The sequence below is a fragment of the Paenibacillus shunpengii genome, from assembly GCF_042684905.1.
Classification (GTDB): Bacteria; Bacillota; Bacilli; order Paenibacillales; family Paenibacillaceae; genus Paenibacillus; species Paenibacillus shunpengii.
On the sequence record NZ_JBHUMJ010000011.1, the window covers coordinates 175,678 to 196,794 of the forward strand.

General features: G+C 48.5%; 20 protein-coding genes and 1 pseudogene. 15 read left to right on the forward strand and 6 right to left on the reverse strand.

Going from position 1 to position 21,117, the window contains the following annotated elements:
* Nucleotides 1–327: 327 nt before the first annotated feature.
* The 7 genes from ACFSVM_RS22780 to ACFSVM_RS22810 all read left to right on the forward strand — a co-directional run bounded on the left by ACFSVM_RS22780 (nt 328) and on the right by ACFSVM_RS22810 (nt 8,832).
* Nucleotides 328–1,830 (forward strand): phospholipase D family protein, encoded by a 1,503-nt coding sequence (locus ACFSVM_RS22780; RefSeq protein ID WP_379264756.1) that lies wholly within the window; start codon nt 328–330, stop codon nt 1,828–1,830.
* A gap of 137 nt (nt 1,831–1,967) precedes the next feature.
* Nucleotides 1,968–2,561: a TetR/AcrR family transcriptional regulator gene (locus ACFSVM_RS22785; RefSeq protein WP_076314469.1), complete on the forward strand. Its 594-nt coding sequence runs from the start codon at nt 1,968–1,970 to the stop codon at nt 2,559–2,561.
* Nucleotides 2,558–2,908 carry a DMT family transporter gene (locus ACFSVM_RS22790; RefSeq protein WP_076314468.1) on the forward strand — a complete coding sequence of 117 codons (351 nt, stop codon included), beginning with the start codon at nt 2,558–2,560 and terminating at the stop codon, nt 2,906–2,908. The genes ACFSVM_RS22785 and ACFSVM_RS22790 overlap by 4 nt, the downstream gene beginning before the upstream one ends.
* On the forward strand, nt 2,909–3,223 hold the full coding sequence (locus ACFSVM_RS22795; RefSeq protein ID WP_076314467.1) for a DMT family transporter: 315 nt from the start codon (nt 2,909–2,911) through the stop codon (nt 3,221–3,223). It begins immediately after the preceding gene.
* Between the two features lie 188 nt (nt 3,224–3,411).
* Nucleotides 3,412–4,329, forward strand: a complete 918-nt coding sequence (locus ACFSVM_RS22800) for a TetR/AcrR family transcriptional regulator (RefSeq protein WP_379264759.1) — start codon at nt 3,412–3,414, stop codon at nt 4,327–4,329.
* A gap of 49 nt (nt 4,330–4,378) precedes the next feature.
* Nucleotides 4,379–7,627: an efflux RND transporter permease subunit gene (locus ACFSVM_RS22805; RefSeq protein ID WP_379264761.1), complete on the forward strand. Its 3,249-nt coding sequence runs from the start codon at nt 4,379–4,381 to the stop codon at nt 7,625–7,627.
* Between the two features lie 239 nt (nt 7,628–7,866).
* The gene (locus tag ACFSVM_RS22810; protein ID WP_379264763.1) at nt 7,867–8,832 is read left to right on the forward strand and encodes a 1-phosphofructokinase family hexose kinase; all 966 of its coding nucleotides are present in this window, start codon (nt 7,867–7,869) and stop codon (nt 8,830–8,832) included.
* Nucleotides 8,833–8,853: 21 nt separating this feature from the next.
* Here the strand turns inward: ACFSVM_RS22810 and ACFSVM_RS22815 are convergent, their stop codons facing one another.
* On the reverse strand, nt 8,854–9,492 hold the full coding sequence (locus tag ACFSVM_RS22815; RefSeq protein ID WP_379264765.1) for a DJ-1/PfpI family protein: 639 nt from the start codon (nt 9,490–9,492) through the stop codon (nt 8,854–8,856).
* A gap of 125 nt (nt 9,493–9,617) precedes the next feature.
* On the opposite strand from ACFSVM_RS22815, the gene moaA reads away from it, so the two are divergent.
* Complete coding sequence (gene moaA, locus ACFSVM_RS22820) at nt 9,618–10,619, forward strand: GTP 3',8-cyclase MoaA (RefSeq protein WP_090724703.1); 1,002 nt, start codon at nt 9,618–9,620, stop codon at nt 10,617–10,619.
* A 128-nt stretch (nt 10,620–10,747) separates the two neighbouring features.
* Here moaA and ACFSVM_RS22825 read toward each other — a convergent pair whose 3' ends face one another.
* A complete protein-coding gene (locus ACFSVM_RS22825; RefSeq protein ID WP_379265227.1) occupies nt 10,748–11,353 on the reverse strand; it encodes a LysE/ArgO family amino acid transporter in 606 nt (201 codons plus the stop codon).
* Between the two features lie 149 nt (nt 11,354–11,502).
* On the opposite strand from ACFSVM_RS22825, the gene pdxR reads away from it, so the two are divergent.
* The 3 genes from pdxR to ACFSVM_RS22840 all read left to right on the forward strand — a co-directional run bounded on the left by pdxR (nt 11,503) and on the right by ACFSVM_RS22840 (nt 14,798).
* Nucleotides 11,503–12,963, forward strand: a complete 1,461-nt coding sequence (gene pdxR, locus ACFSVM_RS22830; protein WP_076314462.1) for a MocR-like pyridoxine biosynthesis transcription factor PdxR — start codon at nt 11,503–11,505, stop codon at nt 12,961–12,963.
* Nucleotides 12,964–13,216: 253 nt separating this feature from the next.
* Nucleotides 13,217–14,050, forward strand: a complete 834-nt coding sequence (locus ACFSVM_RS22835; RefSeq protein ID WP_379264768.1) for an aldo/keto reductase — start codon at nt 13,217–13,219, stop codon at nt 14,048–14,050.
* Between the two features lie 139 nt (nt 14,051–14,189).
* Complete coding sequence (locus ACFSVM_RS22840) at nt 14,190–14,798, forward strand: NAD(P)H-dependent oxidoreductase (protein ID WP_379264770.1); 609 nt, start codon at nt 14,190–14,192, stop codon at nt 14,796–14,798.
* Here ACFSVM_RS22840 and mobA read toward each other — a convergent pair.
* On the reverse strand, nt 14,776–15,426 hold the full coding sequence (mobA, locus tag ACFSVM_RS22845; protein WP_379264772.1) for a molybdenum cofactor guanylyltransferase: 651 nt from the start codon (nt 15,424–15,426) through the stop codon (nt 14,776–14,778). The genes ACFSVM_RS22840 and mobA overlap by 23 nt on opposite strands.
* Before the next feature lie 206 nt (nt 15,427–15,632).
* Here mobA and ACFSVM_RS22850 point away from each other — a divergent pair, with 206 nt between their 5' ends.
* Complete coding sequence (locus tag ACFSVM_RS22850; RefSeq protein WP_256702965.1) at nt 15,633–16,826, forward strand: MFS transporter; 1,194 nt, start codon at nt 15,633–15,635, stop codon at nt 16,824–16,826.
* Nucleotides 16,827–17,179: 353 nt separating this feature from the next.
* Here ACFSVM_RS22850 and ACFSVM_RS22855 read toward each other — a convergent pair whose 3' ends face one another.
* Entirely contained in the window at nt 17,180–18,883 is a 1,704-nt protein-coding gene (locus ACFSVM_RS22855; protein ID WP_379264774.1) for a glutamine--tRNA ligase/YqeY domain fusion protein, read from the reverse strand.
* A 148-nt stretch (nt 18,884–19,031) separates the two neighbouring features.
* The gene (locus ACFSVM_RS22860) at nt 19,032–19,322 is read right to left on the reverse strand and encodes a hypothetical protein (protein ID WP_076314456.1); all 291 of its coding nucleotides are present in this window, start codon (nt 19,320–19,322) and stop codon (nt 19,032–19,034) included.
* A gap of 116 nt (nt 19,323–19,438) precedes the next feature.
* Between ACFSVM_RS22860 and ACFSVM_RS22865 the strand changes: the two genes are divergently transcribed.
* The 3 genes from ACFSVM_RS22865 to ACFSVM_RS22875 all read left to right on the forward strand — a co-directional run bounded on the left by ACFSVM_RS22865 (nt 19,439) and on the right by ACFSVM_RS22875 (nt 20,670).
* Nucleotides 19,439–19,693, forward strand: a complete 255-nt coding sequence (locus tag ACFSVM_RS22865; protein WP_076314455.1) for a DUF2164 domain-containing protein — start codon at nt 19,439–19,441, stop codon at nt 19,691–19,693.
* A 63-nt stretch (nt 19,694–19,756) separates the two neighbouring features.
* Nucleotides 19,757–20,305, forward strand: a complete 549-nt coding sequence (locus tag ACFSVM_RS22870) for a GNAT family N-acetyltransferase (protein WP_076314454.1) — start codon at nt 19,757–19,759, stop codon at nt 20,303–20,305.
* Between the two features lie 149 nt (nt 20,306–20,454).
* Nucleotides 20,455–20,670 (forward strand): hypothetical protein, encoded by a 216-nt coding sequence (locus tag ACFSVM_RS22875; protein ID WP_076314453.1) that lies wholly within the window; start codon nt 20,455–20,457, stop codon nt 20,668–20,670.
* A 270-nt stretch (nt 20,671–20,940) separates the two neighbouring features.
* On the opposite strand, the pseudogene ACFSVM_RS22880 reads toward ACFSVM_RS22875, so the two are convergent.
* A pseudogene (locus tag ACFSVM_RS22880) lies at nt 20,941–21,066 on the reverse strand (RNA polymerase sigma factor); the annotation flags it as partial.
* Nucleotides 21,067–21,117: the final 51 nt, after the last annotated feature.

Here is a 21,117-nt window from a genome sequence, read left to right on the forward strand (position 1 = left end):
AAGGCAATAATAATTATTTACACCGGTAGGTTAATTATTAAACAAAAAAAATAAAAAACTTTTTTATAGCAAGATTTTTATCTATTCAATCAGACTTATGCAGTTTGGACTACCCGTATAATGAATGACATTATATATTATGACGTTCGGTAAAGATAAAGTACATTTATTATACATAAACGGATTACCCTTGTCGATGCCTCTAAGCCGGCTGATTTGCTTCATCTCCCGTATGTTGGCGTTAATAATGTGCAGGATATAGAAATCATGATATGTGACCCATCATCCTATCTTATATTTATTACTTTTGAAGGGGCGTCTTCATCAATGAACAATCTACATCATCCGCATCATACGCAGGCATCGAGCTCAGCTGTTTCCAAGAAAAAATTCTCTATAAAAAAGCTCCTCCTGTGGTTTATCATCCTTAACATACTATGGCTTGCAGGTGTCATTGTGTATCAAATGAATAAACCTCTGCCTGAAGGTGTATCCTTCGAGGGACCTGTTCATCATGTAGAGCATGTCGAGTTTTTTGCTGATCTGACCTATCCCGATCCGAAAGCGCCGGAGGGTACCGAACGACATGAACAACGCATCATTAAGCGGATGGAACAAATTGTTCAAGAGGCAGAACAATTTCTTGTCATCGATATGTTCCTGTTTAACCATTATGAGCACGCAAACCAGACATTTCCCCAAGTGAGCAAGCGTTTCACCAACCTGCTGATCAAGAAAAAGCAAGCGAATCCTGATATGTATATCGTATTCATTACAGATGAAGTCAACACCAATTACAACTCTCACCCCAACGCCTTGCTGGAGCAAATGAAAGCCAGTGGAATCCGGGTAGTCGTAACCAATGTGGATCCGCTCAGGGATTCAACCCCCTTCTACTCTGCTGTATGGCGTACATACTTTCAATGGTTTGGTGAACAGGGAACCGGCTGGCTGCCGAATCTCATGGCCACAAACGGTCCTGATGTGACCTTCCGCTCCTATCTCAAGCTGCTGAATGTGAAAGCCAATCACCGCAAGCTTGTAGCCAGCGAACAGACAGCTATCGTTGCTTCTGCCAATATTCACGACGCCAGCGTCTATCACTCCAACATTGCCTTTGAGGTCTCAGGTCCGATTATCGGAGACATTCTCAAGACAGAACAGGCTGCCATGGATTTATCCTCCGCAGGCAAGCTTCCCGAATATACTGCACCAGAGAATGCTGAGTCAGGGCCTATTCGGGTGCGCTATCTGACCGAAGGGAAAATAGCGAAGCATGCGATATCTTTAATCGAGCAGTCTCAGTCTGGAGATACCCTATGGATGGGGATGTTTTACTTGGCGGACAAAGCGGTGAAGGAAGCCCTGCTGGAAGCATCGGAGCGGGGAGTTGAGATTAGGATCATTCTTGATCCGAACGAGAATGCTTTTGGACAGAAGAAGATCGGTATCCCTAACCGCCCGGTTGCCGAAGAGCTGACTGAGAAGTCCAAGGGCAGGATCAAGATCAGATGGTATAACACGACCAAGGAACAATATCATACCAAGCTGCTGTATCTGGAGCGCCGTTCTGGAGACCATATGATGCTAGGGGGATCAACCAATTTCACTCCCCGTAATTTAAATGACTACAATCTAGAAAACAATCTATGGATTGAAGCTCCTTCGGACAGCAAGATTGCTGCTGATGTATCTCAATACTTTAAACGTTTATGGAGCAATAAGGACGGCGAATTCACTCTTGATCTATCGGCATATGAGGACCCTACTACGTTCTGGACCGGCATTCTGTACAAGATTCAATATGCTCTCGGCTTCACTACTTTCTGATAAACGTTGATCTGATAACCGCTGAATGATCATTCAGCGGTTATTTCTGTATTCCTATCGCCCATATTATCAGCATAACTAGTTGACATTGAACGTTAACCACGTTAGACTAACGATCGTTAGGTAGGTGAATGACAATGAGTTCAGACAAGATAAAAGAAGCCGCGCTAAGTCAATTTGCACTCGAGGGCTATGAAGGGGCCTCCCTCCGCAAAATTGCGGATGAAGTCGGAATCAAGAAGCCGTCGATCTACGCACATTATAAAAATAAGGACGACCTGTTCATCCATGTCGTGGAGTATGTGTTCCAGCTGGAACGCAGACGAATCCTGACTTATTTTCAGGAGCAGTCCAATAAGCATAGTACGCTTGAAGAATGCCTTCATGGGTTCTTCGATTGGTTTGGGAAAGAATTCGAATCTCAGGACGCCGCCAAGCTGCTCATGCGAGTCAGCTATTTTCCGCCGGCATCCCTGAATTATGAGGTTAGTCATATGGTGTATCCGTTTCTGGATGGCCTGGAGAGAGTGCTCGCCAAATTTCTGGTGCGTCAATCTTATGAACGCACTCACGCAGCTCAAATCGCCATCAGCTATATGACGCTGGTTGACGGCACGACGGTTGAGCTGCTCTACGGGGGCATGGAGCGTTATCAGAAACGTGTCGAAGCCGCCTGGCCCGTGTTCTGGCATGGTCTTCAACTTTTTCATACAAAGGAGTCATCTTCATGAATCGCAACTGGTTATTTGTTATCCTCGGAGGAGTCATCGAGGTTATTTGGGTCTCTGGCCTAAAGCACGCGGAAACACCGCTGGAGTGGATTGCTACTGTAGTATCGATTGCCGTGAGCTTCTGGCTCATTATTCAGGCTGCCAAGCGGCTGCCTGTCGGGACGGTCTATGCCGTATTTACTGGACTGGGTACCGCAGGTACCGTCATTGCGGAAATGCTCTTGTTCGGAGAGCCCTTCCGCTTATCCAAAGTACTCTTAATCGCACTATTGTTAGCCGGTGTAGTCGGACTCAAGCTGGTAACGGATCAATCGTCGAAGCAAGAAACGAAAGGAGGTCTGACCTAAATGGCATGGGCAGCAGTTATTTTTGCAGGTCTGAGTGAGATACTTGGTGTTATTGGGATCAAAGGCATGTCATCGGGGAAAGGAAAAAAATACTTCCTGTTGATGGGCGTAAGCTTCCTGCTGAGCTTCTCCCTCCTCTCCTATGCAATGCAGTCTTTGTCTATGGGTACGGCATATGCTGTATGGACCGGAATTGGCACCGTCGGAAGTACTATTGTTGGAATGTTCATTTTTGGGGAACCTAAAGAAGCGAAGCGCGTATTGTTTATTGCAATGATCTTGTGCTCCGCTGTCGGACTAAAGCTGATCGGTTAAGAATCAGTGAAAGACAAGGGTGTTACAGGAGAAATTTCCTGATGCACCCTTGTCTTTTTTCAAAATACTTTGTGACGAGCACAATACATATTCAAAGAGTTGTTTCTCCTGTTTTTTTAAGATATAATTTTTCTGACCCATTAGTCAGATTAAGAACCGGGGAGTTCTGAAAAGAGGTGATCCTATTATTGTCGAACTCAACCACGGATAAGAAAAAACATATTCTAATCGCTGCACTGCAGCTATTTTCTACGAAAGGCCCTGCTGCAACGTCTATGCAGGAGATCGCGGAGCTGTGCGGCATTTCCAAAGGGACACTGTATCTCCACTACAAATCCAAGGAAGAGCTTCAGGAAAGTGTAGTCAGCTACTGCATCCAAACGATTTACGACAAGATTGCCGTAGTGGAACGGGAACGGGAGCTGCCTCCACGCGATAAGCTGCGCAGACAAATTGAAATTCTGCTGGAGAATTTCCTTGAACTCAGAGAGTTCTTCATTGCTCAGATGCTGGATATGGCGAACCGGGGAGATAAAGGATTTCCTCTGGAGAAATGGCCCGAGGGCATGCTCGCCCACGCCATGAAATTGTTCAGCCAGAAGATGGTCGATATATATGGTCCAGAAGTGCTTCCTTACTCGGTTGATCTTGCGCTCCAGCTTCATAGTATGATGGGATCTTACTTGAAGCTGATTGTTACGGAGCTGTTATCCATTCATCTACACCGGATGGCTGAGTATCTGGTAGAAACGCTGGATATTATTGCCGAGGCCAAAATTCGCGATCAGCGTGAGCCTTTTATTCCAAAAGATCTATGGCTTCCGTGGGTGGAAGAAAATCTCCACAAGCATGACTCCAGAAAGCACCCTCTGTTCCTCATCAAGGAAATTCGACATGCGGTTCGGAGCAGTGAAGAACTGGAGGAACGCCTGCGTGAGGACACGCTTGATTCGCTTTCTATACTGGAAGACGAGTTCTTCGAGCTTAAGCCCAGACGTGCCATCATTCTTGGTATGATTGCCAATCTGAAGCAAGTGACTGGTGTTCAAGAGCTTGTCCAGGAGCTACAGCTAGTGTTCGATATGTATTTGAAGTGGAGAGAATAGAAACATGCTTACAACTTTGTGCTAAAGAGAGAGGAGAAGAAACTTAAGAATGAAAGGAATTATAAACTTCTCGCTAAAAAACAAATTAGCGATTTGGATTCTGACGATCATCCTGATCTTTACCGGCTTGTACAGCGGTCTCACGATGAAGCAGGAAACGATACCAAATATCAACGTACCCTTCCTGAGCGTCAATGCCGTGTATCCAGGTGCAGCCCCTGAGGCTGTCGTCGAAGAAGTGACCAAGCCGCTTGAAGAAACACTCCGTAATGTTGAGGGGATCAAGAATATCACATCCACCTCTATGGAGAATGTTGCTTCTGTTAATATTGAATTCGATTATGGAACCAATCTGGATAATGCGACGGCTGCTGTACGCGAGGTGCTGAATGATGTTCAGCTTCCAGACGATGCACAGAAGCCAAGCATTTCCAAATTCAGCATTAACTCCTTCCCTGTTGCTTCGATCAGCTTATCTGGGAAGAACGGAGAATCGTTGGAGGATTTGACTCGTATTGCCGAGAATGACATCGCCCCTGCCTTCGAGGACGTGGATGGCGTTGCTTCCGTTCAAATCTCGGGTCAATATGCGAGAGAAGTAACACTGAATTTCGATGATGCCAAGATGGCAGAGCTTGGACTTACCCAAGAAACGGTGCAAAATATCGTTCAAGCTTCCTCTATGCGCGCTCCTCTCGGACTCTTTAACCTGGATGATGCCGAGAAGGCTGTCGTTGTAGACGGCAACATCATTAGCATTGAAGATTTGGAGAACATTGAAATTCCAGCTGTTCCTAGTGGTGCAGGCGCCGGTGCAGGTACGGGTGCTGGCGCGGGCGCGAGTGCTGGCGCTGGTACGGGTGCCGACGCAGGTGCAGGCGCCGGTGCTGACGCGGGCGCGGGTGCTGGTGCAGGCGCCGGTGCTGACGCGGGCGCGGGTGCTGGTGCAGGCGCCGGTGCAGGTACTGGCGCTGGTGCGGGTGCGGGTGCCGCAGCAGGAATACCTACTGTTAAGCTTAGTGAAATTGCTAAAATAGAAGTTATCGGTCAGGCCGAGTCGATCTCTCGTACCAACGGAGCAGAATCTCTTGGTTTCTCCATCGTAAAAGCAAATGATGCCAATACTGTTGATGTAGTCAATGGTATTAAGGACGCTTCTGCTGACCTTGAAGGACTGTACGATAACATCAACCTGGATCTTCTGCTTGACCAAGGTCAACCGATTGAGGATTCCGTTCATACGATGCTCTCCAAAGCATTATACGGCGCACTCTTTGCGATCATTATTATTCTGATCTTCCTGCGCGACTGGCGTTCAACGCTGATCTCCGTCATTTCCATCCCACTGTCTCTGCTTATTGCACTTACAGTACTGAACTTGATGGATATCACGCTTAATGTCATGACCCTGGGTGCGATGACTGTAGCGATCGGCCGGGTTGTCGATGACTCCATTGTCGTTATCGAGAATATATATCGACGGCTGGCACATTCCGGTGAGAAGCTCAAGGGTCGTGAATTGATCCTCTCCGCGACGCGTGAAATGTTCGTTCCGATCATGTCTTCAACGATCGTTACGATTGCCGTGTTCCTTCCGCTTGCCCTTGTCAGCGGTATGGTCGGTGAATTGTTTATGCCGTTTGCATTGACGATGGTATTTGCCTTGCTGGCTTCCTTGGTTGTGGCGATTACAATTGTTCCGGCAATGGCACATTCCCTCTTCAGAGGCGGACTTAAGAACAAGGTTAATCATGATGAGAAGCCGGGCAAAATGGCTGGCGGATATAAGAAAATTCTGAATTGGACGCTGAACCACAAGTCCATTACCATTATTGCAGCTGTACTCCTGCTGGTAGGCAGCTTGTTCCTGACCCGCTTCATTGGAACCAGCTTCATCCCTGAACAAGGTACCAACTATACACTGATAACCTACAGCCCAGAGCCAGGTGCAACACAGGAAACGGTTGAAGAGCGTACACTTGAAGTCGAAGAATTCATCCTGAATTCTGAAGGCGTGAAGAGCATGCAGTACTCCGTAGGCGGCGGTAACCCGATGGCAGCGATGGGCGGATCGTCCAACTCCGGTCTCTTCTACCTGATCTTTGAAGATGGCGTAAGTATATCTGAAGCAACAGAACCGATCATTGAAGGACTTCAGGAGCGTGTGCCAGAAGGTGAATGGTCCACTCTGGATATGGCAGCCGGCATGGGTGGAAACACACTGACCGTCAGCATCTTCGGTGATGATGTGGAACAGATTAAGCCTGTCGCAGATGACGTTCTCGAAGTCGTTAAGGCGGATACTGAGAACTTCGAAAAAGCAGAATCCACCCTTGAAGAAGGCTATGATCAATATACACTTGTAGCCGATCAGCAAAAACTGAGCTCCCTTGGCCTGACAGCAGGTCAACTGGCGATGGCGCTTGCTCCGCAAAATGAGCGTCCTGTCCTGACCGAAGTTGAAGTTGACGGCAAGAACTATAACGTGTATATCGAAACAGAAGAAAAGCAATACGCAAGTATTAAGGAAATTGAAGAAGAAACTCTTACTTCCCCACTTGGAATTGAGGTTCCAATCAGTGAAGTGGCTACTGTAGAAGAAGGAACAACCCCGGCATCCATTATGCAGATTGATGGGGAGACTGTGGTACAGGTAACAGCAAACATCCTGTCCGCTGACGTTGGTGCTGCTTCAGCTACTGTAGAGGAAGCCGTTAACAATATGGAGCTGCCAGAAGGCGTTCATGTTGAATTCGGCGGTGTAACTGAGCAGATTAATGAGACCTTCTCACAGCTTGGCCTTGCCATGCTGGCGGCGATTGCCATTGTCTATTTCGTACTCGTTGTAACCTTCGGCGGAGGTCTAGCTCCATTTGCAATCTTGTTCTCCCTGCCGTTCACCGTTATTGGTGCGCTTGTTGGATTGCTCATTACAGGCGAGACACTCAATGTATCGTCCCTCATGGGCGGACTGATGCTGATTGGTATCGTAGTCACGAACGCGATCGTCTTGATCGACCGTGTTATTCATAAAGAAAATGAAGGAATGTCCACTAGAGAAGCCTTGCTTGAAGCGGGAACCACTCGTCTTCGTCCGATCCTGATGACTGCACTTGCGACCATTGGTGCGCTTCTGCCGCTCGTCTTCGGATGGGAAAACAGCGCGGGTATTATCTCTAAAGGACTTGGCGTTACCGTAATCGGCGGTCTGATCAGCTCCACATTGCTGACACTCGTTATCGTGCCGATTGTGTATGAAATTCTGTCCAAGTTCAAGAAAAAACGGATTGACGATTAATGAGCAGATGAGCTTAATCTAAACATTTCATTCTAGAACAAGCCCATATAGCAGCATTATGAACGATCAATCTGTCATGTTAGCTCCAAGGAACAGGGTCTCCTCTGTTTCTTGGAGCTTTTTTATATGAGAAAGGAAGAGTAAAGTATAGTGTTAAGGGAAGAAAAAACTTTACGCAGAGCAAGAAACCGACAATAATCCAGCCTGATTTCGAGGCTCGGACATAAGGAGGTAAAAAAATGAAGGATGTGTATCGAAACGGCGTGGTGACCACCGTTACGCTAAACGCGGCACTGGACAAGGTGTACACCGTGCCGCAATATGCCCTGGACCGCGTGCATCGTATCGGCAGCGCGGTCACCGTACCGGGCGGCAAGGGCATTAATGCCGCCCGAGTACTGCACGCGCTCTCCGTTCCGGTGCGCGTGGCCGCATTTGTTGCCGGACACACGGGCCGGCAACTGCTGGATCTGCTGCAGGCCGAAGGGATTGCAGCAGACCCCGTGGCAGCCGCGGCCGGAGAAACGCGGCTTGCCATTACGGTGCTCGACCCTGTGGCGAGCACCCAGACCGAGCTCATCGAGGCGGGTCCCTGTATCGCCGGCGATGAGCTTGCGGCGATGCGCCGCAAGGTAGAGACCCTGGCGCGGGACTCCGCCTGGGTCATCTTCTCGGGCAGCCTTCCGGAGGGCTGCCCGCCCGCCACTTACGCCGAGCTGATTCAGCTGGCGAAGGCCCAGGGTGCGCGCACCGCGCTCGATGCGAGCGGTGCGGCACTGGCGGCAGGGCTTGCTGGCGGCCCGGATCTTGTGAAGCCGAACGCCGATGAGGCAGCCCAATTCGCCGGGATGCCGGTAGCGAGCCCGGATACCGCGATGGTTGCAGCAAGTATGCTTGTCCAAGCCGGAGCAGGACTCGCTGTGGTCTCGCTCGGTGCAGAGGGCGCTCTCGCTGCTACACGAGAGGCAGTATATCACATTACGATTCCAAATGTACGCATCGTCAGCCCTCTTGGCAGCGGGGATGCGATGGTCGCAGGGCTCGTTGCTGCTTCCCTTCAGCACGAGGGCGATCTGCCTGCTATTCTGAAGCACGGAGCCGCCTGCGGTACAGCAGCAGCTCTTCATAAGATGGCAGGGGTCGTAACGCCTGCTGATGTGGAAGCATTGGAGCAGCAGATCGAAGTTCAACTCATTTCGAGCTGAATTCCTGTTTCCATATGAGGCTTATGCTAAATTTCTATCTTCAAACAAGGTAAGATCATATTCCATATCTCTTGCGACAGTCAGGGCTGCATCAATGCCCAGCATCTTCTCAACGAGATACAAGGCCATCGGGATACCGGTCGAGATTCCGCCTGAAGTGATGATCTTTCCGTCCTCCACATATTTGACGCGATCTTCGATATGAATATCCTTGTCCTGATACGTCATGCGCATCCGCTCCAAGCTCGCTTGGCCTGTGGTTGCGCGTTTGCCATCCAGGAGGCCCGCTTCGGCAAGAACAAATGCCCCTGTGCATACGGAAGCCACCCAGCTCGCCTTCGTGGTCTGCTGGCGAATCCATTCAAGAACCTTAACATTCTGTGCCAGCTTGCGCGTGCCATAACCTCCAGGAACAATCAAGATATCGTATTCAGGCGCAGCTTCAAGACTGTAATCTGCTATAACCTTGAGACCGTTCCGAGTTGCAACCTGTCCCCCGTGCTCCGAGATCGTCGTCACATGAAAAGGCTCCAGCAAGTAATCTTGTCCACTCGCCTTCGTCGTAGCGACCAGAGAGAACACCTCAAGCGGTCCCGCAAAATCGAGCAGCTCTACATCATCAAATATCAGAATACCTACCTGTATCGGATTCACAGTCACACTTCCACTCCTCATAAATGAAAATCCTTGTCTATAAATGAACGGGCATTGTATGCTATGGTAATATTATAGATTGATTTTTACAAAGCGTATAATATTATTCGTTAAAGGAAGGTGGATCTGGAATGGAACTGCTGCAAGATCCTTTTGGCCGGATTCACGATTATATACGAATCTCGGTTACGGACCGCTGTAATTTACGCTGTGTTTATTGCATGCCTGAGGAAGGCATGGAATTCGCGCCTCATGAAGACATTATGACTTTTGAAGAAATTACGCAAATTCTGAGGGTGCTTGCACCTATGGGTCTTCGTAAAGTCCGATTGACTGGCGGTGAACCCATGGTACGCAAAGATCTGGAACAACTGGTCGCCATGATATCCGCGATTGACGGGATCGAGGATATCGCCCTGACAACGAACGCTATTTTTCTGGAGAAAAAAGCTCAACTGCTGAAGGACGCCGGTCTGACCCGAATTAACATTAGTCTGGATTCCTTGCGCAAGGATCGCTTCTCCATGATTACACGCGGCGGTGACGTGAACAAAGTCCTTCGCGGCATTGAAGCTGCCCAAGCGGCTGGGCTGGATCCCATCAAGCTGAATGTCGTACTGATGAAGGGCATCAATGACGACGAGATCAAGGACTTCATTGCACTGACCAAGGATGCTCCGCTTCATGTCAGATTTATTGAATATATGCCGATAGGTCATGCCAATGATTCATGGCGCAAATCCTACCTTCCGCTGTCTACGGTACTGAATGCCTGTACCGAAGCAGGCTGGGAAGTAGAGGACACGTCGGGTCCGAACGGGAATGGCCCCTCCGAATATCGCAAGCTTCGGGGAGCCCAGGGCACCTTCGGCCTGATCCACCCTGTCAGTGATCACTTCTGTGATAACTGCAACCGGCTGCGTATAACAGCAGATGGACATATCAAGGCCTGTCTCTACTGGTCTGATGAATATAATGTCCGTAAGGTGGCCGGAGATCCAGCGGCGACAGCGGCGTTATTTCTGAAGGCCCTTGGCAACAAGCCGAAGAACCACGAGATGGCGCTCGCCCTGGAGCAGCAGGCACAGAGTCATACACCGACCGTTCGACGAATGTCTCAAATTGGCGGATAAATAGAGCAAGGGATGGTCTTAAGTGACCATCCCCTTTTTTTGATTAACTTATAAATACGCCGAATCTATTCCTTATGCCAAGCAGATACCAGAGAGATCTAACTGAATTCTCAATGGTTACAGCTGCCTCAGACAATCTTGTACAGCATATACAGCGCGAGCAATGCCATTGTCATTGAGGAGGCTTTATTCATATAAAAGGAGATCTTACCGCTCTCATCCCATCTGCCCATGAGTCTCCCTGCTGCAGACAACAGGATGAACCATAACCACGAAACAATTATGGTTACGATTGTAAACGTAATCCGCTCGGTTCCCTCATACTCCAGAGAATTCGTACCGATTACTCCCAGAATGTCTATAATGGCATGCGGATTAAGGACAGATACGGATACCGCGAAGAGAATTTGTCTGCGTGGAGACAAGGCTCTTCTCTCGGCGCCCTGCCTGCTGTCTGACCGCCATAGTGTCCAGGCCATGTATAAGAGAAACACACAGCCCCCAATATAAATAATATCGGTGAGCCCCTCTTGCCCCGCCAGAATGACGGACAAGCCCCCAATCGAAAGTACAATAAGGATGGTATCGCATATTGCCGCCGTGATGACCGAAGGCAAAGCGTAGATCCATCTCGACTGGGTTGCTCCCTGGTTAAAGATGAATAGGTTCTGAGCTCCCAGCGGCAATATAAGCCCAAATGCCAATAGCACCGCATGGATTATGACTTCCTGCATCATTTCAAATGTTCTCCTGCCCTTCTCTTCTCTGATTCTCATTCATCCTACAGCATCACTGCTGAATTGTACCCAGCCATTTGGTTGATGCTATACCCAGCCAAATGATATAGTTACACATCATATGACCAAAAGGAGTCTGCTTCCTCATGAGATCACAGGATATCCATTGGCAGCCCGATCCTGAGCTGTCCATCCCGCTGTATCAGCAGATTGAACAATATATCAAAGATAAGATTATGCAGGGAGAGTGGACCAAGGGCATGCGGCTGCCCTCTCAAAGGGCACTGGCCGCAGCCTTCAAGGTCAATCGGAGTACGATTATCGCTGCCCTGGATGAGCTTCGAGCCGGCGGTTTCATCGAAGGAAATTATGGCGGAGGGACGATTGTATCACGGGCAGGCTGGAATGGGATGCCTGTAACGGTTCCGGATTGGGAGGATTACGCTGAGAGCGGAACGCATTACCCTAACCTTCCTGAAGTTCAGGAAATTAACGATACCGAATTTAGCAAAGCCATGAACCGGCTCGGAACAGGGGAATTATCACCTGAACTTCTTCCGAATGCTGAATTCAGCTCCATCTATGCAGAGTTAGCCAGACGACAGGCTCATCACCTGGGATATCTTGAACCTCAAGGCTCCCCAGGACTCCGTGAAGCAATATCCTCTCATTTGGCGACACAAGGCATCACTGCTTCTCCGGATTCGATTCTCGTCGTGTCCGGCTCCATTCAAGCGATGCAGCTCATTGCGATTGGACTTCTGCCAAGGAATGCTTCCATCCTGGTCGAGAAGCCGTCCTATCTATACTCGATTCATCCTTTTCAGTCGGCAGGTATACGCATGATTGGCATGCCGATGGACCATGAAGGCTTGAGAGCAGATCGTGTGCAGCATTATGTACAGCAGTATCACCCTTCCCTGCTCTATACGATCCCGTCCTTTCAGAACCCGACAGGAACGGTGATGAGCGCGGATAGACGCAGCCAATTAATGAATACAGCCCAGAATACGGGGCTCCCTATATTGGAGGACAGCGCCTATAGCGAGTTATGGTTTGAGACAGTGCCTCCTCCTTCCCTCAAAGCGTTTGATCCCGGTGGTTATGTCCTTCATATGGGAACACTGTCCAAGACCGTGAGCCCAGGTCTGCGAATCGGGTGGGTCACAGGTCCTTTGCCCGTTATTAAACGCTTGGCCGATCTAAAAATGCAAACCGATTATGGGGCAAGCAGTCTTGCCCAGGATGCTGCCGAGCTGTGGCTTAAAGAAGGATATCATGATGTCCACTTACATCGGATTCGACTTGCGCTCAAGCATAGACGTGACTATGTTCTCGAGCTGTTGCAGCTGCATTGTGCCGATCTGGCTGAATGGAATGTTCCGCAGGGGGGATTTTATATGTGGATCAGGCTCAGCAGCGGCATCCGTTCTGACAAACTGTTCCGGAGAGCGCTCGCTGAGCAGATTCTGATTAATCCCGGAAGTATATATGACCGAATGGACCAGGATTATATTCGCTTGTCCTACGCCTTTGCATCGCTCTCTGAACTTCAAGCCGGAATCACAACACTCGCCCGAATTATGCGTGAGCTCGCTGTGTCTTGATGAAGATTTCGCCATTTCTATGGCCTTTCGAAAATGCAGCTGCTTGCTATTCACCCGTTAAAAATTTTAGAATAGGGGTTGAGTCAATCTCATCACTTTCCTATCAGGTGAATTCGAAACGATATGCTCTTCACTAGAGCAAATTAACGGTTTTAGAAGATTGATTCCGTGTAATATGAATTATGGTGTTCGCCTCTCAAGCTGAGCAATCTGGCTGAATTCCAAACAAAACTACAAAGCGGAGGGATTAACAATGACTATTGCACATCTACAAGATACCGTCACACTGAATAATGGAGTTAAAATGCCGCAGTTTGGATTAGGTGTATGGAAGGTAAAAGAAGGTGATGAAGCCTATAATGCGGTTAAGCATGCGATTACTCATGGCTACCGTGCCATTGATACCGCTGCAGCTTACAAGAACGAGGAGAGCGTTGGCCAAGCGATCAAGGATTCAGGCGTTCCTCGCGAAGAGTTGTTTATTACGACCAAAGTATGGAACAGTGACCAAGGCTACGAATCCACGCTGCGTGCATTTGATGAGAGCCTTTCGAAGCTTGGACTTGATTACCTTGACCTCTACCTCATCCACTGGCCGGTAGCAGGCAAATATAAAGATACATGGAAGGCACTGGAGAAGCTCTATGCAGATGGTAAAGTACGTGCGATCGGCGTCTGCAACTTCCATATTCATCATCTGGAGGACCTGCTCGCGGATGCCACTGTCGTTCCCGCGGTCAATCAGGTTGAATTTCATCCACAGCTCTCTCAAGAGCCGCTTCGTGCCTTCTGTAAAGCACAGGGTATTCTGTTCGAGGGATGGTCACCGCTCGGCAACGGTAAGCTGCTGGACAACACGACGATCCAAGTCATCGCTGATAAATATAATAAATCGGTAGCTCAGGTCATTCTGCGCTGGCATATTCAGCAGGGTGCCATCACAATCCCTAAATCCGTTACGCCAAGCCGAATCGAAGAGAATGCGGATATTTTTGATTTCGAGCTGACAGTTATGGATATGGATACGATTAACGGACTTAACAAAAATGAACGTTTTGGAGCCGATCCAGACAACTTCAATTTCTAATAAAGTAGAGGATGAACCCCGGCTAAGGCACATAAGCAGGGACGTTACATCGAGGATCTATACCAAGCGAAGGGGGGATTCTATCGTGAATCTCCCTTCTCGCTATACCCTATTCTGTGGGCTGGGAGGAGATAGAACAATGAAGCATCTGATCATATATGCGCATCCTGTTCAGGACAGCTTTAATCATCGAATATGCCAAACGGTGCAACAAACACTGGAAAAATCAGGCCACACGGTTGTGGTGAGAGATCTGTATGGACTGAATTTCGACCCTGTTCTCAGCGAGCAGGAAATGGCTGACTGTTACGCTGGAGAAGCACCGAAGGAAGACGTACTGAAGGAGCAGCAATATATATTAGACGCTGACTCGCTTATCTTTATCTATCCTATATGGTGGGCAGGCATGCCAGCTATACTGAAGGGTTACATTGACCGCGTGTTCTCCTATGGTTTTGCCTATGCTTACAACGAGGACGGCCAGCTGATCCGGATGCTCACGGACAAGCACAGCTTGATTATTAATACTCACGGCTCATCCGCTGCACATTACGACCAGATCGGAATGACAGACGGTCTCAGGGTTACCGCAGGTGCAGGCATACTGGAGTTCGTGGGTACACAGCCCGTAGGTCATCTATTGTTTGGCGATATGGATGATGCCGCAGAAGATCAGAAGGAACAGATTATAGAGCAAATCAAGACTGAATTGTCCGCTATGTTCGCTACAGACGACAGCGCTCCTTGATTCGCTCATAATCCTCCATCTGATTCATATTAGTAAACATCTCTGAAATTTCGGACGTTGTCCATGGCACTCCAGCTTCTGCTGCCAGCTCATGCGCTGTGATATATCTAACACGGATCTGAAAAAGAAAATCCATGACCCTTCGCTTGCCCGTCTCAAGCTGCTGCTCAAGTACAGGGATGACACAATCGTGGTACATCGCAATCAGGGGATGCGTCTGACCTTCAATCACAGGGACGATCGCCTGATAGCCGGAGTTCTCCTGCTCTTCTGCATATTGGATCAATACCTTGAACAGCTCGGAGCGGACAAGCGGAGTGTCACACGGAACAGATAAGCTCCAGCCTCCTACCCCGGAGGAGTTGGCACCCCGGTGTGCTGTCAGGCCTGCATGCAATCCTGCAAGCGGGCCGCCTCCCGGGTATACATCAGCTGCCTGCCTATACCCAAGCTCTGCATACTCCTTCTTATATTCTTTGCCGACGGCAATACGGACATCATCTACAGCTCTAGCTAATTCAGAGGCGATCGTCTGAATGACATTGGCTTCTCCCAGTGGCAGCAGTGCCTTGTCTGTCCCCATTCTGCTGGAGAGTCCGCCTGCCAAAATAATTCCCGAAACTCTCATTAAATCCACCCGCTCTCACGAAAATAATGCAAATGTGTATCAAAAATGATTGTATCCCCTTACAAGTACATGCTACAGTGTATTGAACACTCCCTCCACCTAAAGAGGCGAGGGATTCTTGGATTGTCAAACCCATCGGTTTGAAGTTGTCCTGCTTGTGCAGTACCCTAGCTCGGTCCACCTGAAATGAAAGGAATGGCATCCCTTTGCATACATTATCGCAGCTGAAGCTGTATAACTTCTTCGTGTACGGTGCTGTCGCCGTGTTCACCAGCTTTTTCTCAATTTATCTCCAAAATAATGGATTAACCAAGCTTCAGATCGGAACACTTATGGCCATTGGCCCCTTCGTGTCCCTCTTCGCCAACCCCTTCTGGGGCTTCATGAGCGACCGCTCGCAAAATATCCGTAAGACGGTTCTTCTCATGTTAGCAGGGACGCTGGTATTCGTACAGGCTGTATTTCTTGCTCCGACGTATAGCCTTATTTTTGCAGCGATGATCTTCTTCTATTTTTTCCAGAGTCCCTTATTCGCACAAACCAACAGCATGATCCTGGTATACATTGATGGGACGAACCATAAATTTGGCTCATTTCGTCTATGGGGATCTCTCGGCTGGGCGCTGACTGCTGTCGCTGCAGGTCCAGTCATGGATCGGCTCGGTGACAGCGGCATATCGATCGTATTCAGTGTGCTGCTGCTGACGGCCATCTTCTTCGCTGTTCTTCTGCCGCAGCTGCAGCGAACCTCGGACGGTCCGGTCGTCAGTATGCGCGGGTTTGGTCAAGTGGTGCTTAACCCTTATTTCATGACTTTTATTATCCTCGGTGTTCTGGTCTCCGTGCCGAATGCGATGAACAGTGCGTTCGTCTCGCTGTACATTACCGAGCTCGGAGGAAGCAAGCAGATGGTTGGACTTGCCGTATTTATGTCCTCCATATTGGAAGTGGCAGTGTTCCTCTTATTTGATCGGTTTCTAAAGCGTAAGATGACCGTTATGCTGGGCTGTCTGACCGTGGTCAGCATCCTCTTCGCCGTACGCTGGGAGCTGATGGCGCTGGCGACAGATCCGCTGCAGATCGCATTCATTCAGCTGCTTCACTCGGTAACCTTCGGAGGGTATTTCTATGTAGGCACCCAGCTGACGATGCTCTTCATCCCGAGACCTTATCGTTCATCCGGGCAGGCGCTCTATACGCTCTCCTGGGGCGGCGTATCCGGCGTTATCGCCGGAATCTTCGGGGGATTCATGTTCCAGAACTTCGGCGCATCTGTCATGTATCAGTATGGGGTCATTTTGTCCGTGATCGGCATCATCGGGTTTGGGATCATGTTTTATATCGTGAAGAAATACGGATACCAGCCTCCACTGCCTTCCAGCTACAAGGTCGGAAGCTAAAAAAACGCCGTTCTCTGTACATTAGAGAACGGCGTTTCCTATATCTCCGCCCGAGAAGAGCGGAAAATGGATTATTTGAAGTTCATCACGCTGAGCAGCATCAGCGCCCCCTACATCTATCCCACTCCTTCCATTCTCCTTTTCGGAGAGTGGAAGATTGAAAATAGTTACTTGAGGCGTTAAGCGAAGGAAGCAGAATGATCACGTAGGAGCGTTAGCGTTCGCCTTTGCTTTCGAATTTGCCCAGCATTATGTTAATCAAATCATCAAATTCGTAAAGCAACAGCGACCAGAGGGATCATCTGCTGCCGGAGCGGCCATAAGCCTCAACATGATCTTTCATTCCTTCCATTTTACGCCTTCGGCAAATGGAAGGAGCTCTTCAGTGATACAACCCGGTTAAACACAGGCTTGCCTGGCTCCGAATATTTGGAATCCACATTAAAGTAGCCATGGCGGAAGAACTGGAACTTGTCCTGCGGCTTGGCATCCGCCATATTCGGCTCGACATAGCCGTGAACGATGGTCAGCGAATTCGGGTTCAGCTCATCAAGGAATGACTTAGGTGCTGCAACCGTAGCTTCTTTTTCCTCCTCAAGCTCTGTATCGCCTTCCGGCTCTTCCTTGTTGATCAGCGGCTCGAACAGGCGGAATTCTGCCGGAATCGCTTGACTTGCCTCCACCCAGTGAATCGTGCCTTTGACCTTGCGGCCGGTAAAGCCGGAACCGCTCTTCGTTTCAGGATCATAGGTGCAGTGAATCTCAACAACGTTGCCTTCTTCGTCCTTGATAACATCATTACATTTAATGAAGTAGGCATGCTTTAGACGAACCTCGTTCCCAGGGAACAGACGGAAATATTTGCTCGGCGGATCCTCCATAAAGTCCTCGCGCTCAATGTAGATTTCGCGGGAGAACGGAATTTGGCGAGTGCCCATCTCTTCATTCTCCTGATTGTTCTCTGCCTCCAGCATTTCGGTTTGACCTTCTGGATAATTCGTAATAACCACCTTGATCGGATCAAGCACAGCCATTGTACGAGGTGCCTTCAGCTTCAAGTCCTCGCGGATAAAGTGCTCCAGCATTTGCAGATCAACCAGGCCTTGGCTCTTGGAGATTCCTGTCTCATAGACAAACTCCCGCAGCGCTTCCGGCGTATAGCCTCTGCGGCGAAGTCCCGAGATGGTCGGCATCCGCGGATCATCCCAGCCATCGACATGCCCTTCGTCCACGAGGAGCTTTAATTTGCGTTTACTCGTTACGGTTTGGGCCAGATTAAGACGACCGAACTCATATTGATGAGGCTCTGCATCCATTTCACAATGCTCAATAACCCAATCGTAGAACGGACGCTGGTCCTCGAACTCCAGGGAACAGAGGGAGTGGGTCACATGCTCGATCGCATCCTCCAGCGGATGGGCAAAGGTATACATCGGATAAATGCACCATTGATCTCCGGTATTGTGATGAGTGACGTGAGCAATCCGGTAAATAACAGGGTCCCGCAGATTGATGTTCGGGGAGGCCATGTCAATCTTGGCACGCAGCACACGCTCGCCGTCCTTGAATTCACCGTTTCGCATCTGTGTGAACAGCTCCAGATTCTCTTCAACGCTGCGATCACGGTATGGGCTGTTCTTGCCTGGCTCAGTCAATGTTCCGCGCAGCTCGCGGATTTGGTCCGCACTCAGATCATCGACGTAAGCAAGACCTTTCTTAATCAACTTGACTGCCGCTTCATACATTTGTTCAAAATAATCCGATGCGAATCTTTTTTCCTTCCATTCATAGCCGAGCCATTTCACATCTTCCTGAATGGATTTCACATACTCTTCGTCTTCCTTTGCCGGATTCGTATCATCGAAGCGCAAGTTGGTGCTGCCGCCAAATTCTTCAGCAAGCGCAAAATTAATCCAAATGGCCTTGGCATGTCCAATATGTAGATATCCATTCGGCTCGGGCGGGAACCGAGTGACAACTTCCTTCACTTTACCTGCACGAAGATCCTCGGAGATCACGTTTTTTATAAAATTGGAGGGGGTTAAGGACTTCTCCACAATTATCAACCTTTCTCTCGTAAATTGTATCGACTATACCTTAAATATGATCGAATAATGCATAATCCTGATCTAATAAATATACCTTTAACTTCAGCGCACCGCAATGATTCTGACATATCGAATCCAGTATAACAATTACATTTCTTTAAAGATGGGAATTCCCTCTCATTGCTTTTTGTAAAATACGGGCGATAAACCGAATAAGGTACATATCCAGTATGAGAATTGCGAATAGCAGCAGGTACCCCGATACAAGAATTACCCAGGAGAGCGTACTGCTGAGCATGCCATTCGGAGCATACAGAGTCGCTGCAATCATCGGGATAAATAGGACGGCTAATATATTTTCTCTTGTCATCCACAGCATAACCAAAGTGACCACCATACTAATCATCGACAGCCAGAGCAGTACTTTGGTAAAGGAACGCATGGGCATATTCGGCACCTCCTTTCTACATAATGTGCTTGTTATTGATCTGTAAATGTCATTTTGACGGTTCGCCTAATATAAGGTAGCATGAAGGAAAATGAGGTGTAAAAGGAGTATATTTGATGAAGGCTACAAAATTGCCCAAAGAGCAGAAAGAGCACATGATTCGTCTAATCCAGCAGCATTTTGAAGAAGAGCGGGGAGAAACCATCGGTGAGCTGGCAGCAGACAGCATGCTTGATTTCTTCCTGACATCACTTTCTCCCTATATATATAATCAGGCACTAAGTGACTGCCGCACACTCGTCAATCAGCGGATGGTATCCATGGAAGACGATATCTATGCACTGGAGCAAAAAATCCCGTTATCTAGATAAATCTAACTCATATAAAAGTATTGATCTATCTATTTTACTCTATGGATGAAAGAAGGTTTGATGATGTTTGCATACAAGGTCGATGAAGATATTGAATTAAGACCCCTGTCACTCGAGCACGCTGGTGCATTGTTTAATCTTACAGATCGATCCAGAGAGCGGCTGCGCGAATGGCTGCCATGGGTAGATCAGATTGTTGAACAACAGCATTCCGTTAATTTCATCAAAAATTCGCTCAAGCAAGGCTCTGAAAATGGTGGATTCACAGCTGGAATTTGGGTCAAAGATGAGCTTGCCGGCGTGATCGGCTTTCATGAAATTGATTGGAATAACAGATCTGTGAGCATCGGCTACTGGCTTGGCAAAAATCATGAAGGTCAGGGACTCATGAGCTCGGCCTGCCGCGCGCTTGTAGATTACGCGCTCATTGAGCTTGATTTGAACCGGGTGGAGATCCGCTGCGCTACTGGTAATCACAAGAGCCGCGGAATTCCAGAGAGACTCGGATTTGTCCTCGAAGGGATTGTCCGGGAGGCAGAGAAGCTGCCGCAGGGCTATGTGAACCATGCCGTGTATGGCATGCTCCAAAGCGAATGGAAGCTGCTCCGGTAACGATCTATACTACATAATGAACATGATTAGGCCTATGCAGATAGGCCTTTTCTATTTTTAATGTGAGCTTAAGCTTCTCTTCATCCTGACTTCATCCCGTTTGGTTAAAGTATACATGTCCCCACATTAGGAAGGGAAGGTATGAACACATGAATAAGACGATGTCGCAATGGGTGATGTCCAGCTCACTTGCGATGACTTTAACGATGGGAATGGCGCTGAATGCAAGTCCATACAGCAATCAAGCGCAGCTAAATTCAGGCACAGAGAACACACAGGCATCAAGCAAAAGAATCTCCGCCAAGGTGGAGTTCGGACCTCAGCAGGCGCCGCAGACAGTGCACGAAACAAAATATCGGGAATAAGCTAACTCTAATATAAGAATATGAACAAAGAGGCTGTCCTGCTTGCGGACAGCCTCGCTTAATGTTGAATTCGAATGAACTCTCCTATTGCTGCATCTAGAATAGCTATGAATCAGTATGTTTATTCGCCGTCAGTGAGAGCTACACGAAGCACAGCTTCTGGCTGCTCGATACCGTACATATAAGCATAAAGCTCGAGCTCATTCGCTCCTGGTAATTCTCGTACACATCCATCCTTTTGTTTTCCCCATTACCTGCAAAGTCTTGTTGCTGACGGAATACCGTAATAAAAATATCATGGCACGCATCCTCGGCATCCTGTGCATGCCTTAGCATGTAGTAGCATGTTCTGTACACGTCCTTATGGTACGAGTCAAACAGCTCTCGTTCGGTCAATGACTTCACCCCTCTCTTTATCTGATGCTATATAGACAATTGAGAACAAAA

Excerpts from the sequence above, each read along its gene's own strand:
- ACFSVM_RS22780 (WP_379264756.1), top strand. The coding sequence starts at position 328 with ATGAACAATCTACATCATCCGCATCATACGCAGGCATCGAGCTCAGCT.
- ACFSVM_RS22785 (WP_076314469.1), top strand. The coding sequence starts at position 1,968 with ATGAGTTCAGACAAGATAAAAGAAGCCGCGCTAAGTCAATTTGCACTC.
- ACFSVM_RS22790 (WP_076314468.1), top strand. The coding sequence starts at position 2,558 with ATGAATCGCAACTGGTTATTTGTTATCCTCGGAGGAGTCATCGAGGTT.
- ACFSVM_RS22795 (WP_076314467.1), top strand. The coding sequence starts at position 2,909 with ATGGCATGGGCAGCAGTTATTTTTGCAGGTCTGAGTGAGATACTTGGT.
- ACFSVM_RS22805 (WP_379264761.1), top strand. The coding sequence starts at position 4,379 with ATGAAAGGAATTATAAACTTCTCGCTAAAAAACAAATTAGCGATTTGG.
- ACFSVM_RS22810 (WP_379264763.1), top strand. The coding sequence starts at position 7,867 with ATGAAGGATGTGTATCGAAACGGCGTGGTGACCACCGTTACGCTAAAC.
- moaA (WP_090724703.1), top strand. The coding sequence starts at position 9,618 with ATGGAACTGCTGCAAGATCCTTTTGGCCGGATTCACGATTATATACGA.
- ACFSVM_RS22825 (WP_379265227.1), bottom strand. The coding sequence starts at position 11,353 with ATGCAGGAAGTCATAATCCATGCGGTGCTATTGGCATTTGGGCTTATA.
- pdxR (WP_076314462.1), top strand. The coding sequence starts at position 11,503 with ATGAGATCACAGGATATCCATTGGCAGCCCGATCCTGAGCTGTCCATC.
- ACFSVM_RS22835 (WP_379264768.1), top strand. The coding sequence starts at position 13,217 with ATGACTATTGCACATCTACAAGATACCGTCACACTGAATAATGGAGTT.
- ACFSVM_RS22840 (WP_379264770.1), top strand. The coding sequence starts at position 14,190 with ATGAAGCATCTGATCATATATGCGCATCCTGTTCAGGACAGCTTTAAT.
- mobA (WP_379264772.1), bottom strand. The coding sequence starts at position 15,426 with ATGAGAGTTTCGGGAATTATTTTGGCAGGCGGACTCTCCAGCAGAATG.
- ACFSVM_RS22860 (WP_076314456.1), bottom strand. The coding sequence starts at position 19,322 with ATGCCCATGCGTTCCTTTACCAAAGTACTGCTCTGGCTGTCGATGATT.
- ACFSVM_RS22865 (WP_076314455.1), top strand. The coding sequence starts at position 19,439 with ATGAAGGCTACAAAATTGCCCAAAGAGCAGAAAGAGCACATGATTCGT.
- ACFSVM_RS22870 (WP_076314454.1), top strand. The coding sequence starts at position 19,757 with ATGTTTGCATACAAGGTCGATGAAGATATTGAATTAAGACCCCTGTCA.
- ACFSVM_RS22875 (WP_076314453.1), top strand. The coding sequence starts at position 20,455 with ATGAATAAGACGATGTCGCAATGGGTGATGTCCAGCTCACTTGCGATG.